The sequence below is a fragment of the Clostridium sp. DFI.1.208 genome (assembly GCF_024463855.1).
In the GTDB taxonomy this organism is placed as follows: Bacteria; Bacillota_I; Bacilli_A; order Erysipelotrichales; family Erysipelotrichaceae; genus Clostridium_AQ.
The window spans coordinates 24264-40165 of record NZ_JANGCA010000006.1; the positions used below are offsets into that span (position 1 = coordinate 24264).

The following is a 15902-nucleotide window of genomic DNA, read 5'->3' on the forward strand; positions in this document are numbered from 1 at the left end:
CCTCCTAGGAATTCATGACATGCAGCAGCACATCATCCGGCACGACCTCTTTCTGCATGGTGCTTAGTATTTCCAGATAGTCCTTCGTATTTGTAATGATAACCGGTGTCTGAAGACAATAGCCCTTGCTCTTTACATCAGCCAGATCAAAGCTTAACAGATGCTGTCCCCGGCTTACACGAGCTCCCTGCTGAACATGAGCTGTAAAGCCCTCTCCGTTCAGCTGCACGGTATTCAACCCGATGTGGATCAATACTTCCACACCGTCATCCGAGGTGATGCCAAGTGCGTGCTTCGTGGGAAACAGAGTCGTCAGCACACCGTCAACCGGTGCATAAATCTCACCCTCAGTAGGTACGATTGCACAGCCCTTCCCAAGAATACCGGCAGAAAACGCAGCGTCCTCTACCTGCTGAAGCTCCAGAACCTCCCCCTTTACTGGTGACCATACCGCAATGACTTCCAGCAGTGTAGTCTCATTCTTCATGGAAGCCGCATCTTTGTCAGTATCAATAATCGCTCTGTTTGATTCCCCACAATCCTTCTCCTTATAAAACAAAAGCATTAAGATGACCGCCACAAGCATAGTTAAAAGAACACCGGAGCCTGCCACCAGCAGGTTTCCCCAGGAACCGTCTGGTTCCATCATGGCAGGAAATTCAAAGATTCCCATACCGCCCATGCTGAATTTACGGAAATTACAGAAGCCGTAGAATGCCCCGCCGATTCCCCCGGCTATACAGCTGATGATGAATGGTTTTTTCAAGGGCAGCAAAATCCCATAGATACCGGGCTCTGTCACACCGAAGATACCGGAAATGAAATTCGGCAGACACAGCTCCTTCATTTTACGGTCTTTGGTTTTCATCATGATGACCAGAATCACCGCTGAGGTCGCAAAGGTACAGGCGAAGAACGGCATCATGACATTATCATAGCCGTTTGTCACAATATTGTTGATATAGACAGGAATAAAGCCCCAGTGAAGTCCGAAAATCACCAGAATCTGCCAAGTTAAACCAACCAGACCGCCAGCCAGCATCGGGGATACATTCCGTATGCTGATGATGGTTTCCGCAATTATTTTCGAGCCGAAGGTTGCGACAGGTCCGATCAACAGGAAGCCGATGGGAAGCGCCACGAGCAGCGTCAGCATGGGAACGAAAAAGAACTTCACCAAATCCGGTACGATTTTTGAAAACAGCTTTTCGCATTTGCTGGCAAAATATACAATAAAGATCACAGGAATTACGGTGCTGGTGTAGTCCATGGATATCACAGGAATACCGAAGAAGTCAATATATACCGGAGATGCAAACATCGTTCCTTCAAACATGGTATACAGCGGTTCCAGACTTCCGGACAGTGCACTGCTTTGAATACCCGGATAACACATGATTCCGCCGATAACCAGTCCCACCATCGGCTTTAAACCAAACTTCTTGGCAGAGGTGTATCCCAGAAAGAGTGGAAGGAAGGTAAATAAGGCATCGCCTATCGCATTGATGATCCTATAGCCGCCGCTGGTTTCCGCATACAGACCCAGCGTCATAAACAGCATGTTCACTCCCTTAATCATACCACACGCAGCCATGATCCCTAATATCGGCTGAAAAATACCGGATATGATATCCACAAAGCGATCCAGCAGCTTCTCTTTCTCAGCACTCTGCACCGTCTGCGACTGCTCTGCATGTAACAATGGTACGATTTGTTCATATACATCCTGTACCTGATTGCCGATGACCACCTGATATTGTCCGGCACTCTTCATAACCGTGACAACACCCTCCATGCTTTTCAGCACCTCATCCTGTGCCTTGGATTCATCCTTTAATTTGAAGCGAAGCCGTGTAATGCAGTGTGTCAGGGAGTTTACATTATCCCTTCCACCTACAGAGTTCAGTATTTCTTTTGCTAATGTTTCATAAACAGTCATGTTTTCGTCCTCCATTTCTGATGCTTATGCATACGTGAAACAAAGGTCAAGCCAACTAAATGTAACTATCCTTTCTCCTGTTTTTTAAAGCTCATCAACGTCCTGTTATACGGCCTCACCACCCTTCACAGATACCTGGTGTATCCTGGAAATATGAATACTGAGATAAAGAATTTCCTCTTCACACAGCGTATAGCCGTAGCGCTGCTTCAAAAAAGCAGCTATATCCAATACACATGCTACATCCTGCGGATATTTTCCCTTGATCAGCTCCAATAGTCCGTCTGTATCCTTTGTTGGAATTTGCTTTTCTGAAAAAATCCGTTCTGCAAAGAATTTCAAATGTGTGATGAACCGATAATAATATACGGAATCAGCGTCCAGTGAAATCGCGAAGCGCATGCGGACAATCGTTTCAATCTGTTGCATCAGGGTCGTGATTTCCTTGACGGATTTTGTTTCCAGATGCAGTTGTCCATTGACGATATGCAATGCAATAAAGCCTGCCTCATCCTCGCTCAGCTCCACACCGAAGCGCTGCCGGATCAGCTTGATCGCATACAGTCCTACCTTATACTCATCCCGATAAAATTTCTGAATATCCCAAAGCAATACATTTTTTACTTCTATCCCTTGCTTTTTCCGCTCCACCGCCATGTACATATGGTCACAAAGTGCCACAATTACGTTTTCACTCACAGTTTCATCTATGTGTATTCTGGCGTAGTTCATGATTTCCTCCGCCAGCTCCAAATGCTCCATGGGAATTGTTTCCAACAGCTCCTGCAGCCGTCGGTTCATCACCTGATCCGTTAATGCAAAAACCTTTTCAACACGGCTCTCCTCCACGCTTTCCTGTTCCTTCATCTGAAAGCCAAGGCCTTTCCCGCATAAAATTTTCTCCTGTCCGTTTTCATCCAGAGCAATGACCACGTTGTTATTCAGCCGCTTTTTAAAAATCATACTCCTCGCCTCCCTCATAAGAAAAGACCTGCACATCAAAAAACACGAATTCCGTGATCTATTGATTAGCAGGTCGAGCTTGTTTTCACAATAACTATCCTTACTTTATCCAAAGTATAGCAGATGGGAATCGTGTTTGTCAACGGTTACATTGAAAATTGTGGAAGCAGGTAATATAGCAGACCGTTTGTATATACAGAAGGGATTTGCTTTCATAAAAATTATGATACTGTATCGGAATAGCGGTAATAAAAACAACCACAATATCTTTGACACCCATTGCAAAATCTGAGCAGATCAGTATCCGGAGTCACCGGAAATACGCTATACTTGGAGTATGAGAAAAGAGGTATTTTGCATGTATACACTGGATATATTCTTAAACCGTATCAAGGGAGCTTATTCAAATAGAGCGCAGCACACGGAGCACACCTCACTGCCGCAGGCGATCCATATCACCACACCGGTGAATGAGCGTATCAACAATCTGCCCAAGAATTTTGACGATGTTTTTGTTATTGATGAGACCTATTACCGCTATGAAGATCATATGATGGAGCTGCATCACCTTTACCGTTATCATGCACACTCAGATGGCAGTATCGCACTAATATCCTATGAGCTTCCCTCCGAATCCCTTGCACAGAAATTTGACAGGCAGCATGTACAACAGCTGTCGTACAACGAGCTTACCGTAAAGCAGTCCTTTGCCCCTATCCTGTATACGTTTGAAAACGATGTTTTTACGAGTGAAGGAAGTAGTGAAATCGCTCCGGGAATCACACTACATGTCGTTATGAAGCTGTATCGTGACCATTATACCGTCATAGAAGCATGCTATGCAAATGGAACACTTGTATCCGGCTTTGAGGAGCCTGTTTGCTATGAGCGTATGATTGAGCAGGAAGTGGTGTGAAGCAACAATAACGATAAAGAGCATATTCCTTTTGCAGACAAGCAGTGCCCTGTCCAGACTGCATACCAAAGGCTCTTCATTTGATGGCATACCGCCGCTTCTTGCACACTGCTTTGGAAGACAAAAAAGATACGAGGAACAGGATCTTGTTCAATCGTATCTTTTCTTTCATCATTATAACGGCTACTATCCTTATTTCAGCACAGCGCCTTCATCTGCACTGGCAACAAGACGGGAATACCGATACAGCCATCCCTCTTTGATTTTCGGCTCCGGCTTTTCCCATGCCTGCAGGCGCTGCTCAATTTCCGCCGCGTCCACATGCAAGCAGATACTGCCGTTGGGAATATCAATCGTGATGGAATCCCCTTCCTGTATAATAGCAATCGGCCCCTGCGCTGCGGCTTCCGGTGAAACATGTCCGATGGCAGCACCGCGGGTTGCCCCGGAGAAGCGTCCGTCTGTAATCAATGCCACATCCTTATCCAGTTGCATACCGGCAAGCGCACTTGTCGGATTCAGCATTTCCCGCATACCAGGACCACCCTTTGGTCCCTCGTAGCGTATCACGACAACATCTCCCTTTACAATACTGCCGGCATAGATTGCCTCAATGGCATCCTCTTCGCTGTCAAACACACGGGCAGGTCCGGTATGTGTCATCATGCTTGGATCAACCGCAGAGCGCTTTACAACGCAGCCCTTGGGTGCGATATTACCAAACAGCACGGCAATACCGCCGGTGGCAGAATTAGGATGCTCGATATCCTTAATGATATTGGTATCCATATTCACAGCATTCGCAATGTTCTCTGCGACTGTCTTACCCGTTACTGTCATCAGCGTGGTGTCAATCAGCTGCTTTCTTGACAGCTCCTTCATGACTGCCTGTACACCGCCCGCATTATACAGATCAACGATGTGATCCGGACCGGCAGGAGCCAGCTTGCACAGATTCGGCGTTTTCAAGGAAACCTCATTGATCATATCCAAATCCAGTTCTACCTTTGCTTCCTTGGCAATCGCCAAAAGATGCAGCACGGTATTGGAGGAACAGCCCAGTGCCATATCACAGGCAAGACCATTGCGCAAAGACTTTTCGTTTACGATATCCCTTGGACGGATATCCTTTTCCACCATATCCATGACCGCCATACCGGCCTTCTTCGCCAGCTGGGTCCGTGCGGAATACACTGCAGGAATCGTTCCATTGCCAGGCAATGCGATTCCCAGTACCTCACACAGACAGTTCATGGAATTGGCAGTAAACATACCGGAACAGGAGCCGCAGCCCGGACAGGCATTCTGCTCGATGTGCGTCAGCTCTGCCTGATCAATCAGTCCGGCTTTCTTGGCACCGACTGCCTCAAACATGGTAGAAAGACTCATCGCCTTTCCTCTGTCATTCCCCGGCAGCATGGCACCGCCGCTCATGACAACGCTTGGTACATTGACACGCAATGCTCCCATCAGCATACCCGGAACGATCTTATCACAGTTAGGCACCAGCACAAGACCGTCAAAGCCATGTGCCTTGGCCATCGTTTCCACACTGTCCGCAATCAGCTCACGGGATGCCAGAGAATATTTCATACCGATATGTCCCATGGCGATACCATCGCACACACCGATGGAAGGCACCATGATCGGGGTACCACCGGCCATGCGGATACCCGCCTTGACCGCTTCTGTGATCTTATCCAGATGCAGATGCCCTGGAACAATCTCGGAATAGGCGCTGACCACACCGATCAGCGGCCGATTCAATTCTTCTTCTGTCAGTCCCAGTGCATAGAACAGCGAACGCTGCGGTGCACAGGCATCTCCTCGAACGACAGAATCACTTGGTCTACCCATATCAATGCCTCCTTATTTTTTCAGCCAGCTCATCATTTTACGCAGCTTTTCGCCAACCTTTTCCGATGGGTGCGCTGCATGAACACGACGCATTGCCAGGAAGTGAGAGCGTCCTGCGGCCTTGTTTTCCGTAATCCAGTTTCCGGCAAAGGTTCCATCCTGAATCTCTGTTAAAACCTTCTTCATCTCTTTGCGTGTTTCTTCTGTGATCAAACGCTTTCCGGTTACGTAATCACCGTATTCTGCCGTATCAGAGATAGAGTAACGCATCATTGCGAAGCCACCGCTGTTGATCAGATCGACAATCAGCTTCATTTCATGGATACATTCAAAATATGCCATTTCCGGCTCATAGCCTGCTTCCACCAGGGTATCAAAGCCAGCCTGCATCAGCTCGCAGACACCACCGCATAAAACAGCCTGCTCACCGAACAGATCGGTTTCCGTTTCCTCCTTAAAGGTTGTTTCAATGATGCCGGCACGTCCGGCACCGATTCCTCCGGCATACGCCAATGCATAATCATGTGCTTTTCCGCTTGCATCCTGATGTACGGCGATCAGGGATGGTACACCTCTGCCTTCCTGATACTGGCTGCGTACCGTATGACCGGGACCCTTTGGTGCACACATCGTAACATCAACACCAGCCGGTGCTACGATCTGATTGAAGTGGATGGAGAAGCCATGGGCAAACATCAGCATGTTTCCCTCTTCCAGGTTTGGCTCGATATCCTTCTTATAAATATCCGGCTGATCCTGATCCGGTGTCAGAATCATAATCACATCACCGGCCTTTGCGGCCTCTGCCGTATCCAGTACGGTCAATCCGGCTTCCTCTGCCTTTGCACGGCTCTTGGAGCCCGGACGTAGACCAACAACCACATTGACTCCGCTGTCCTTCAGATTCAATGCATGTGCATGTCCCTGACTTCCATAACCGATGATTGCCACTGTCTTTCCTTTCAGAAGATCCATATTGCAATCTGCATCATAATAAACCTTTACCATTTTCGTTTTCCTCCTTATGTTTTTGGTAATTCCAGTTCTATCAAAACGTAAGTGCTTACGTTTAATAAACAGTTTCCGTACTCAGCTGCAAGGCAGCTCCGCCCGTGCGGCTGATTTCCTTAATGTGATACTCCCGCAGCTCCTCCAGAAAATAATTCACAGAAGCCGGCGTATCTGTCAGCTCTACGATACAGCAGCCATCCTCGATGATCTGCGTCCGTCCGTTAAAATCCTCCACACATTTTTCAAATGCTTCCATCTGATTGGCGCGCGGAGCCACCTTAACGAGCATAACCTCCCGGATAAACAGCTGTTCATCCGGTATTTCCTGCACGATTTTTACATCCTCCAGCTTATCCAGCTGCAGCTTGATCTGATTGACACTTGCGGCATCCCCGCTCGTCGTGATCGTGATACGCGAATAATTTTCATTTTCCGTTTCCCCTACAGCCAGAGAATCTATGTTGAATCCCCTTTGGGAAAACAGATTCGTCACTCTTGTCAGCACCCCGAAGTGATTGGATACCAGAATGGATAATACCGCTCGATTCATAATCTCATCTCCCTAGTTGCCATATAAGATAATATCCTTACCGCTTTTTCCCGGTGGTATGATCGGATAGACACAGTCATCCTTGTCAATCCAGCAGTCCACAATGCATGGAACCTTGCTGGACAGTGCCTCTTTCATGACACCTTCGATGTCATGCCGCGTTTTGATTCGCAATCCCTTTCCGCCAAACGCCTCCGCCAGCTTCACAAAATCCGTCTGACGATCGATTGTCGTATGGGAATAGCGATGATCGTAGAACAGCGTCTGCCACTGCCGCACCATGCCCAGAACATGATTGTTAAAGACTAGCACGACAATGGGGATATTGGCGCTGACGGCCGCTGCCATCTCATTCATATTCATATGGAAGCTGCCATCTCCTGTCACCAGAATAACAGGCCGCTGCGGATTGGCAACCTTGGCTCCCATCGCCGCTCCCATGCCATAGCCCATCGTTCCCAGACCACAGGAGCTGATCCAACTGCGCGGACGTGAGAATTGATAATATTGTGCCATGATCATCTGATGCTGTCCGACATCCGTGACGATGATCGCATCCTCTCCAACGATTTCATGCAGTGTCAAAGCCAGATCTCTTGGATCAACATTCTCTCCGGGCTTTGGCTTTGGAAGACCCAGCTTGGTTTTAAAATCCTTCAATGTACCGGTCCAGTCCTCATGCTTGGTCTCCGGCATACGCTGTATCATTTTCTTCAAAATATAGCGGGCATCTCCGACAATGGAGATATCACTGGCTACATTCTTGGAAATTTCCGAAGCGTCGATATCGAAGTGAATGATTTTCGCCTCTCTGCCAAATTCCTCTCGATTTCCGGCAACACGATCGGAGAACCGTGAGCCGATCGCAATGATCAGATCGGTATTCAAAGTCGCATAATTGGAAACCGGTGTCCCATGCATTCCAAGCATTCCCAGATACAGATCGTAATCATACGGCACACTGCCCAGCCCCATCATGGAACAGCAGATGGGAATATCCATATGCTTGGAGAAATTCATCAGCTCCCGAGTCGCATTGGAGGAAATGATTCCTCCTCCGGCATAGATCATCGGGCGCTCCGCCTTGCGGATGACCTCCAGCGCCTGTTCAAATACAACATCATCCACCTTTGGCAGCTTGCGGATGCGATAACGCGGCAGCTTAACATATTCGGTAACTGCTGCGGTGACATCCTTCGGTATATCGATCAGAACCGGTCCCTTTCTTCCGGAATTGGCGATAACAAACGCCTTGCGTACCACAGCTGCCAGATCCTCAACCTTCTGAACAATAAAATTATGCTTGGTGATCGGCATGGTGATGCCCGTGATATTCACCTCCTGAAAGGAATCACGGCCCAGCAGATCGTTGGGAACATTGCCGGTAATGGCCACCATGGGAATAGAGTCCATATAGGCCGTCGCAATACCGGTGACCAGATTGGTTGCGCCCGGTCCGCTGGTTGCCAGACAGACACCGCATTTTCCGGTACTTCTCGCATAGCCGTCTGCCGCATGGGAAGCTCCCTGCTCATGCGAGGTAATGATATGACGAATATCCTCACTTCGCTCGTATAACGCATCATAGATATTCAGCACCGAGCCGCCGGGATACCCGAAGATGGTATCCACACCCTGGTCGATCAGTGACTGGATCAGTATCTGCGAACCATTCATTTTCATAACATAGCCTCCCTATTCCATCGTTATTTCATAACCCTTTTCTTTTAACACCCGAATCAGTGCTTCGCCATGTTCCTTGCTGCTGACTTCAACAGCCAGATGGAGTATGGTTTCATTCAGATTCAAATCGGCCTGGATGCGGTCATACTGTATTTCGATAATATTTGCATTCTGTTCGCACAGGATGTGTGTAAAATGCTCCAGTGCCCCCGGCACATCCAGCATCAGTGTTTTAAATTTCATGTTTCTGCCCCGGCTGACCAGTCCCTTTTCAACAACCTTGTGAATAAAGGAAACATCAATATTTCCTCCGGACAGCACACAGACGACACGTTTACCTGCCACATCGATTTTCCCGTTGAGCACAGCTGCCAGACTTGCTGCCCCTGCCGGCTCCACAACCTGCTTTTCCCGCTCCAGCAGCAGCAGAATCGTCGCTGCAATTTCACTGTCACTCACGCTCACCATTTCATCCACATTTTCCTGAATGAGCTTTACCGTGGTTTTCCCCGGATTCATCACCGCGATTCCATCCGCAATGGTATTCACATGTCTGGTTGCACAGTGCTTCTGCTTCTGAAAGCTCTGAACGATGGCATTGGCTCCTTCTGCCTGAACACCAACCACCCTGATACGCGGGTTGATCTGTTTGGCATAGAAGCTGATACCGGATAGGAGTCCACCTCCTCCGGCCGGTACGACGATCATATCCACATTTGGCAGATCATGACAGATCTCATAGGCGATTGTTCCCTGACCGGCTATGACATCCTCATCATCAAAGGGATGAATAAAGGTTGCCCCTTTTTCCTCCTGCAGACGAAGTGCCTCCTGATAGCACTCATCATAATTATCTCCCGCCAGCACGACATCGGCTCCATAGCCCTTGGTTGCCAGAACCTTGGCGATCGGTGTACTCTTGGGCATCACGATGGTCGCATGCATGCCCAGCTTGCTTGCGGCATAGCTGACGCCCTGTGCATGGTTGCCGGCACTGCTGGCAATGACCTCACTCGTTTTCCCCTCTTCCTTCAGCTTCGCCAGCTTGTTGAAGGCGCCCCGCACCTTAAAGGACCCTGTCTTCTGCCGATTCTCACATTTCAGAAACAGCTGACAATTGCTCATTTCCGAAAATGTCCGCGAGCTGGTCACCTTCACATTGTGAATCTGTCCCTGCAGTCTGGCGGCCGCCTGCTCTACATCTTTACATTCCATTCCTCTTCCTCCTATTTCGTAAAAAAGCAGCATATCATATGATAAGCTGCTTTTCTTTCTATCCTCACACCTTTGTGTTTATACAACGAAAGTGTTCTGTTATGGGAATCTCACGCAGGAGATTCACTAGAAAGAAAAACAGACTTGCTTAGGACTATGAGAATAATAATAATGACGATAATGTATAGTGCCATCACTTGTCCACTTCCTTTCCAACTTGTGATGGTATTAGAATAAAACTTTTTCACACTTTTGTCAATAGTTTTCAGTTATATTTTCATTTATTTTACAATTCTGTTACATACATCATGGAAAACGAATATTTATTTTCACAAAACTCTTTTCATTCCGTCGTTCCTTCATTATAATATAAGTCATAGACAACGGAGGTATCCCTATGTATAAGGAAACAGCAAAACTCGTTTTATACCGCAGCTTTGGTGAACACAGTATTTTATCAGAGCTTTCTCAGATATTCCGCGATTTTGATAGCGGAGCTGCTAGTAATGCAGAGCTTATCGAACGTATTTATGCGCAAATCAAGGCTCTGCTCGATCTGGCGACCAGCTATGGCTTCGATGAAAATCTATGGCACAATTATCTGACCTTTTTACTGCTGATGAATGAAAATTCCTTCAGTCTCGTCAGTGAAAAAAGCCCGGTGCAGCAGGGCAGTGTCCATCATTTTGCCAAGAATGATTTTAAGGTATTCAAGCAGCTGTTCGATTTTGACTTTCATCCCATCGAGAAGGCGCTCGGCATTGACTGCTTTTCAACCATCAGCTCCTATAAGGCCATTGCGAAAAAGGAGCGCATGTATAATAAGAATGTATCTGCGATGGTACAAAGTATCTCACGCAGCATCGAGGCTGCCGCCGATGAGGAGGAAATCTTTCACATCATCACCACCTTTTATCAGGAATACGGCGTTGGCATGTTTGGCTTAAACAAAGCGTTTCGCATCCGCTCCTGTGAAAACGGGGATGTGGAATTTCTCCCCATCAACAATATGGACAGTGTTGTGTTAGATGATCTGATCGGCTACCAGATGCAGAAGGATATGCTTAGAGAGAATACGCAGGCCTTCGTCGAGGGGCGCAACGCCAACAATGCACTGCTGTACGGAGACAGCGGTACCGGGAAGTCCACCAGTATCAAGGCCATTGTCAATGAGTATTATAAGGATGGTCTGCGCATGATTGAGATTTACAAGCATCAGTTCAAGGATCTCTCCACGATCATCTCTCATATCAAGAATCGTAATTACCGCTTTATCATTTATATGGATGATCTGTCCTTTGAGGAATTTGAAATTGAATACAAATTTTTAAAGGCGGTTATCGAGGGCGGTGTGGAAACAAAGCCGGACAATGTTTTGATCTATGCCACCAGCAACCGGCGTCATCTGGTTCGGGAGACGTGGAAGGACCGCAACGATATCCGTGATGATGACGAGCTGCATCATTCCGATACCATGCAGGAGAAGCTGTCGCTTGTGGCACGCTTCGGTTTGAGCATCTGTTATGAACGGCCAAATCAGAAAACTTATTTTGAAATTGTTTCAGAGCTTGCCAAGCATTATCCGGAAATCAAGCTCAGCGAAGAGGAGCTACAGGCCGAGGCTAGAAAATGGGGACTTGGTCATGGTGGAAATAGCGGACGGGCCGCACAGCAGCTTATCAATTATCTGTCTGGACGGGCAAGTCTGGAAACGTAATTCTGCGATTGGTTAGAGCAGCTTCACCGTTTCTGTATAGACCATAAAAACCTGCGCAGCGAATGTGCGCAGGTTTCTTTATGCTGTTTGCTTCCTGATACAATCCCTTCTCCTGTATTGCTGTCTTATTGCAGCAGCTGTTCAACAAGAGCGGGGGCATCCCCTGTCCAGATATCAGGTTCTATACCATAATATTCCTTTGCATAGGCATCCGGAAACTGTGTCAGCATATTGCCAAAGCTGACAGCCAGACTGGAATGCTTTAAATATACAGTCAAAAAGGAGGAGCCGCGCAGCATACCTGCTGTAGGTGTACCGATAAATACCACATGATCAAGACTGTGCAGCCGGTCAATCAAATGCTCTGCTGCCGATGCCGTCTGATCATCCTGTAGGACAAACAGCAGCGTATCGTTCTTTTTCTGTTCTGTACCCCCTCGCTCTACCATATAATGCAGCGCATCCTGCTGCTTCCAATCCTCTCCCTTGCGCAAGGCCGATAAGGACTGACCAGTTGTTTGTGATTGAAATTTCTCCTCCAGCAACGGTTCCTTTAAGGGAAGCTTTAACAAGGTCTGCAGATGACCGCCTGCTGCTGTATTTGCGAAGATGCGATACCAGCCCTCTGCCACCAGCAGATCACCGCCGCTGTTTCCGCGCAAATCCAAAACCGCTGCTTTGCTTTCTTTGAATTTCTCTGCTGTTTCCAAGAAAGCATCCGCCTTCTCCTTCTCACTTTCCGCATAAAACATCCGTGCGGTGTGAACATAGGGAACGCCGTGAATATCTGTTTCAAGAATGGCTTTCTCCGCAGGATGCGTCGCCAGAGGTATCACCCTTTGCCGCTGTGTCTTTTTGTTTGCGAAATGAAGTGTGATATCTGTTTTCTGCTCATCTGTTTTCTGATAGTATACATAGCGATCTGCATGCAGAGCATCCGCCTTCAGAACAGCTTCCAAATTCGTTTCTGCATCGATTCCCAGCACCCTTTTGCTTTTGAAATAAAACCCATCCGCCTTCCTCTCAAAGGGCTCCTGCATGGTGAAGGTTACCATCGCACGCTTCAGCGGCGTCTGATCGATCAGGAAATGCTGATCCTCAAGAAATTGCAGATGCGTTCGGATACTGGAGCGATAGGCTGTATAATCCAGCTTTTGAAGCTGCACAATATCCCGCAGTATTGCCTCCTCAGCCTTTGCAAACGCATTATCCTGATCAAAATAAGCATAGCAGCCATACAGCTCCTTCAGCATGGCAAACAGTGCCTGCGTATCCTCCCGTGCTTCCTGTCGGCTCAGCGTTTGGGAAGGAGAAGCTGCATGCTGATTTTCCAGAGCATAGTCCAATGCGTTCCAATAATCCTGCAGACTGGATTGCTCCTTGGGCATATCCGCTATTGCATAGCTTTTCGTCTTTCGCGTACGACTGATCTGCTCTGCCAGCTGCTCCGTCTTCCTCGGCACCTCTGCCTTTTCCCCGGGCCGGCAGCCCTGCAGCTGTACAGAAAGCAGAATCACCATAATGATCCTGCCTGCTGTGTTATTCTTTATCGATGACATAATTATCCTTGCCCTGATGCTTCACATCGTATAATGCGATATCTGCACGCTGATACAGACTGACGAAATCATCCCCCGCACGACTCAGCGACACCCCTATGCTGATGGTAGGAATCGGCAGTCCGGCACTTTCCCTTTTATAACGCAGATTCTCTGTCAGAAGCTGACACCTCTCCATCACCTGTTCCCTGCTGCTGATGTGCTTCATGAAGACAACAAACTCATCTCCGCCTAAGCGTCCGACGATAGCAGAATCACGAAAAACCTCTCGTAGAGCAGTGGCTGTCTGAATCAGCACCTGATCCCCCATATAGTGTCCATGCACATCATTTACCTCTTTGAAATCATCCAAGTCCATAATGTATAGTGCATGCGGCGTACTTTCTGCTTCCAATACCTCCTGGATCTGCTTTTTCACAGAAGCGGCATTCAAAATATCCGTAAGGGAATCCAGCATGCTTTTTTTGCGCAGCTGCTCCTTTTCCATCTTCTCAGCATGGATGTTCTGTACACGACCGATGGCGGAAACAGCCTGCGTCCCATCGTAAATCACCTTGATATAAATGTGATACCATAGGGATTTCCCCTGCATACTCAGTTGCACATCGGCATCCGTATCCACCTGCTTCATCAGCTGCTCATAAAGCGGATTGTTTCCTGTACTGTCTGCGACAAGAATATCGGATTTATATGCCGAAAAATGCTCAATAACCTCCGGTACCTGAAATATCTCCACAGCCTCACTGGTAAGGCGCAGAGTATCACTTGTAAAGTCGTATTCAAAGATTACTTCCTTCATAATTTCCGACAGGTAGCGATATCGCGTATTCTCCAGCTCAATCTGTTTTTTCATCCGCATCTGATTCCGGTAATACACATAGCCAAGCAGCAACAGCAGGGCGGCAGCGGAAACAATCAGTGTCAGAAACTGCAGGGGATTATCCTGAATATAGGTCATCAGCGTAAACGGCTTCTGCTGCTGTGCATTTTCATAGATATAACCTTCCAGCTCACTGGTATCAATGGTTCGGATTCCCTTATTCAAAATGGTCGCCAGCATATTTTCACTGCTGTCGATCACGCCCATACTATATTTCATAGCAGAGGAATTCGCCTGTGGGTAGATGATATAATGTGTGAAGTCATCCCGATACTGATAAAAGGATGCGGCATAGCTGTCCGTATACGTATAGTCGCATACCCCCTCATCCACCGCACGCAGCGCCTCTTCGATGGAATCATAAAACCTGGCATTCTTTGTATCCTCATATTTTTCTGTCACATTCCCCTTATAAATAGCAGCCTTTTTCCCCTTCATGGTCGTGACATCCACATCCGTTCCAGCCACAAGCACACGCTCTGTTTCCAGATATGGTGTACTGAGAAGCAGGGAGCTGTGACTCATGAGATCATAGTCGTATTGAATGTTCAAAACAATATCAGCTTCCTTGCTTTTCAGCTTTTTCTCAAATTCTGTATAGCTGTTGGTGTAGATATATTCCAGCTTCCAGCCTGCTTTTTTACAGATGCTTCGCAAAAGATCGTTCGCAACACCGCGAATTTCCCGTTTCTCATTATAATACTGAAGCGGACCAAACCCATCCTGCACCAACACCTTTAATGTCGGATGCTCCTTGATATAGGCCTTTTCCTTATGATTCAGCAGCAGCTGATCGCTGGCTTTGGTAAAGTATTTTGTGTATAGGGTGGATTGCAGGGTCGGATTTACCTCACTGATGGTAACGATGGCTCGGTTCAGCTCGGAAATCAGCTCACTGTTCCCCTTCGTAGTCGCAAAATAAAACGGTGTCGGAGAAAATTTGGCAATCGAGCGAAAGTCCGATTCCAGCGATAAATCGACGGTAACCAGCCCGTCTGCCTTTCCTTCCCGAACAGCGTCAATCTGTTCCAACCCGTCCTTGCACCAGATAATTTTATAGCTCATCCCATTCAATTCAGCATACTGCCTGAATATCGTATTTCGGTTTTCCGCAGTTTTATTCAATGCGATCCGAAACTCCTTGCTCTCTGTCAGATTGTATTCATCATATCGTTCATCATTATTTAAAACAGCGATCACACTGTACGCATTTCCATAATTCTCTGTCGGATAATCATACAGCTTTGCAAGACTGTCATTATAGCTCATCGCTCCCAGCAGATCGATTTCACCCTTTTTCAGCATATCCAGATAGGTCATCAGCTGTTCGTTCAAATCGCCCTCAATTTCTACAAACTCATAGGTCCAGCCTGTATATTGCGAGATTTCCTTCAAATAATCATAGGTATAGCCCCCGTAGGTTCCATCCTCATTTTTTACCGTAAGACCAGGCTGCAGAGGAAATCCCACACGGATGACACGTTTGTTTTCTTCTGCCTGCACAGACGGTACGGCTGACAGCAAAAGCATCAGCAAAAGAATACAGCATGCAAGTATTCCCTTTTGTTTCATGATCTCACCTCAATGTCCATATATCTTATATTATACAGGA

At 47.3% G+C, this 15902-nt stretch carries 11 protein-coding genes; 2 read left to right on the forward strand and 9 right to left on the reverse strand.

What is annotated here, in order from left to right; all coding sequences use genetic code 11:
• Positions 1-4: 4 nt before the first annotated feature.
• Both NE665_RS04490 and NE665_RS04495 read right to left on the reverse strand, forming a co-directional pair.
• Positions 5-1939 carry a beta-glucoside-specific PTS transporter subunit IIABC gene (locus NE665_RS04490; RefSeq protein WP_117442301.1) on the reverse strand — a complete coding sequence of 645 codons (1935 nt, stop codon included), beginning with the start codon at positions 1937-1939 and terminating at the stop codon, positions 5-7.
• 105 nt (positions 1940-2044) lie between these two features.
• Positions 2045-2902 (reverse strand): PRD domain-containing protein, encoded by an 858-nt coding sequence (locus NE665_RS04495; RefSeq protein WP_117442302.1) that lies wholly within the window; start codon positions 2900-2902, stop codon positions 2045-2047.
• 358 nt (positions 2903-3260) lie between these two features.
• On the opposite strand from NE665_RS04495, the gene NE665_RS04500 reads away from it, so the two are divergent.
• A complete protein-coding gene (locus tag NE665_RS04500) occupies positions 3261-3818 on the forward strand; it encodes a hypothetical protein (protein ID WP_117442303.1) in 558 nt (185 codons plus the stop codon).
• Positions 3819-4010: 192 nt separating this feature from the next.
• Here the strand turns inward: NE665_RS04500 and ilvD are convergent, their stop codons facing one another.
• The 5 genes from ilvD to ilvA all read right to left on the reverse strand — a co-directional run bounded on the left by ilvD (position 4011) and on the right by ilvA (position 10134).
• A complete protein-coding gene (gene ilvD / locus NE665_RS04505) occupies positions 4011-5675 on the reverse strand; it encodes a dihydroxy-acid dehydratase (RefSeq protein ID WP_117442304.1) in 1665 nt (554 codons plus the stop codon).
• Between the two features lie 12 nt (positions 5676-5687).
• Positions 5688-6683 (reverse strand): ketol-acid reductoisomerase, encoded by a 996-nt coding sequence (gene ilvC, locus NE665_RS04510; protein ID WP_002608709.1) that lies wholly within the window; start codon positions 6681-6683, stop codon positions 5688-5690.
• Positions 6684-6744: 61 nt separating this feature from the next.
• A complete protein-coding gene (gene ilvN / locus NE665_RS04515) occupies positions 6745-7236 on the reverse strand; it encodes an acetolactate synthase small subunit (RefSeq protein ID WP_117442305.1) in 492 nt (163 codons plus the stop codon).
• Between the two features lie 12 nt (positions 7237-7248).
• Complete coding sequence (ilvB, locus tag NE665_RS04520) at positions 7249-8919, reverse strand: biosynthetic-type acetolactate synthase large subunit (RefSeq protein ID WP_117442306.1); 1671 nt, start codon at positions 8917-8919, stop codon at positions 7249-7251.
• 12 nt (positions 8920-8931) lie between these two features.
• Entirely contained in the window at positions 8932-10134 is a 1203-nt protein-coding gene (gene ilvA, locus NE665_RS04525) for a threonine ammonia-lyase (RefSeq protein ID WP_117442307.1), read from the reverse strand.
• A gap of 397 nt (positions 10135-10531) precedes the next feature.
• Here ilvA and NE665_RS04530 point away from each other — a divergent pair, with 397 nt between their 5' ends.
• A complete protein-coding gene (locus NE665_RS04530; RefSeq protein ID WP_117442308.1) occupies positions 10532-11851 on the forward strand; it encodes an ATP-binding protein in 1320 nt (439 codons plus the stop codon).
• Positions 11852-11976: 125 nt separating this feature from the next.
• Here NE665_RS04530 and NE665_RS04535 read toward each other — a convergent pair whose 3' ends face one another.
• Positions 11977-13410, reverse strand: coding sequence for a S41 family peptidase (locus NE665_RS04535; protein ID WP_233104532.1), 1434 nt, complete (start codon positions 13408-13410; stop codon positions 11977-11979).
• Positions 13391-15862, reverse strand: coding sequence for a GGDEF domain-containing protein (locus NE665_RS04540; protein ID WP_117442310.1), 2472 nt, complete (start codon positions 15860-15862; stop codon positions 13391-13393). The genes NE665_RS04535 and NE665_RS04540 overlap by 20 nt, the downstream gene beginning before the upstream one ends.
• Between the last annotated feature and the right edge of the window lie 40 nt (positions 15863-15902).

What these genes read in the sequence shown, in the direction of transcription:
- ilvD (WP_117442304.1), bottom strand. Translation starts at nt 5,675, where the DNA reads ATGGGTAGACCAAGTGATTCTGTCGTTCGAGGAGATGCCTGTGCACCG.
- ilvB (WP_117442306.1), bottom strand. Translation starts at nt 8,919, where the DNA reads ATGAAAATGAATGGTTCGCAGATACTGATCCAGTCACTGATCGACCAG.
- NE665_RS04535 (WP_233104532.1), bottom strand. Translation starts at nt 13,410, where the DNA reads ATGTCATCGATAAAGAATAACACAGCAGGCAGGATCATTATGGTGATT.
- NE665_RS04490 (WP_117442301.1), bottom strand. Translation starts at nt 1,939, where the DNA reads ATGACTGTTTATGAAACATTAGCAAAAGAAATACTGAACTCTGTAGGT.
- NE665_RS04500 (WP_117442303.1), top strand. Translation starts at nt 3,261, where the DNA reads ATGTATACACTGGATATATTCTTAAACCGTATCAAGGGAGCTTATTCA.
- NE665_RS04530 (WP_117442308.1), top strand. Translation starts at nt 10,532, where the DNA reads ATGTATAAGGAAACAGCAAAACTCGTTTTATACCGCAGCTTTGGTGAA.
- ilvN (WP_117442305.1), bottom strand. Translation starts at nt 7,236, where the DNA reads ATGAATCGAGCGGTATTATCCATTCTGGTATCCAATCACTTCGGGGTG.
- NE665_RS04495 (WP_117442302.1), bottom strand. Translation starts at nt 2,902, where the DNA reads ATGATTTTTAAAAAGCGGCTGAATAACAACGTGGTCATTGCTCTGGAT.
- NE665_RS04540 (WP_117442310.1), bottom strand. Translation starts at nt 15,862, where the DNA reads ATGAAACAAAAGGGAATACTTGCATGCTGTATTCTTTTGCTGATGCTT.
- ilvC (WP_002608709.1), bottom strand. Translation starts at nt 6,683, where the DNA reads ATGGTAAAGGTTTATTATGATGCAGATTGCAATATGGATCTTCTGAAA.
- ilvA (WP_117442307.1), bottom strand. Translation starts at nt 10,134, where the DNA reads ATGGAATGTAAAGATGTAGAGCAGGCGGCCGCCAGACTGCAGGGACAG.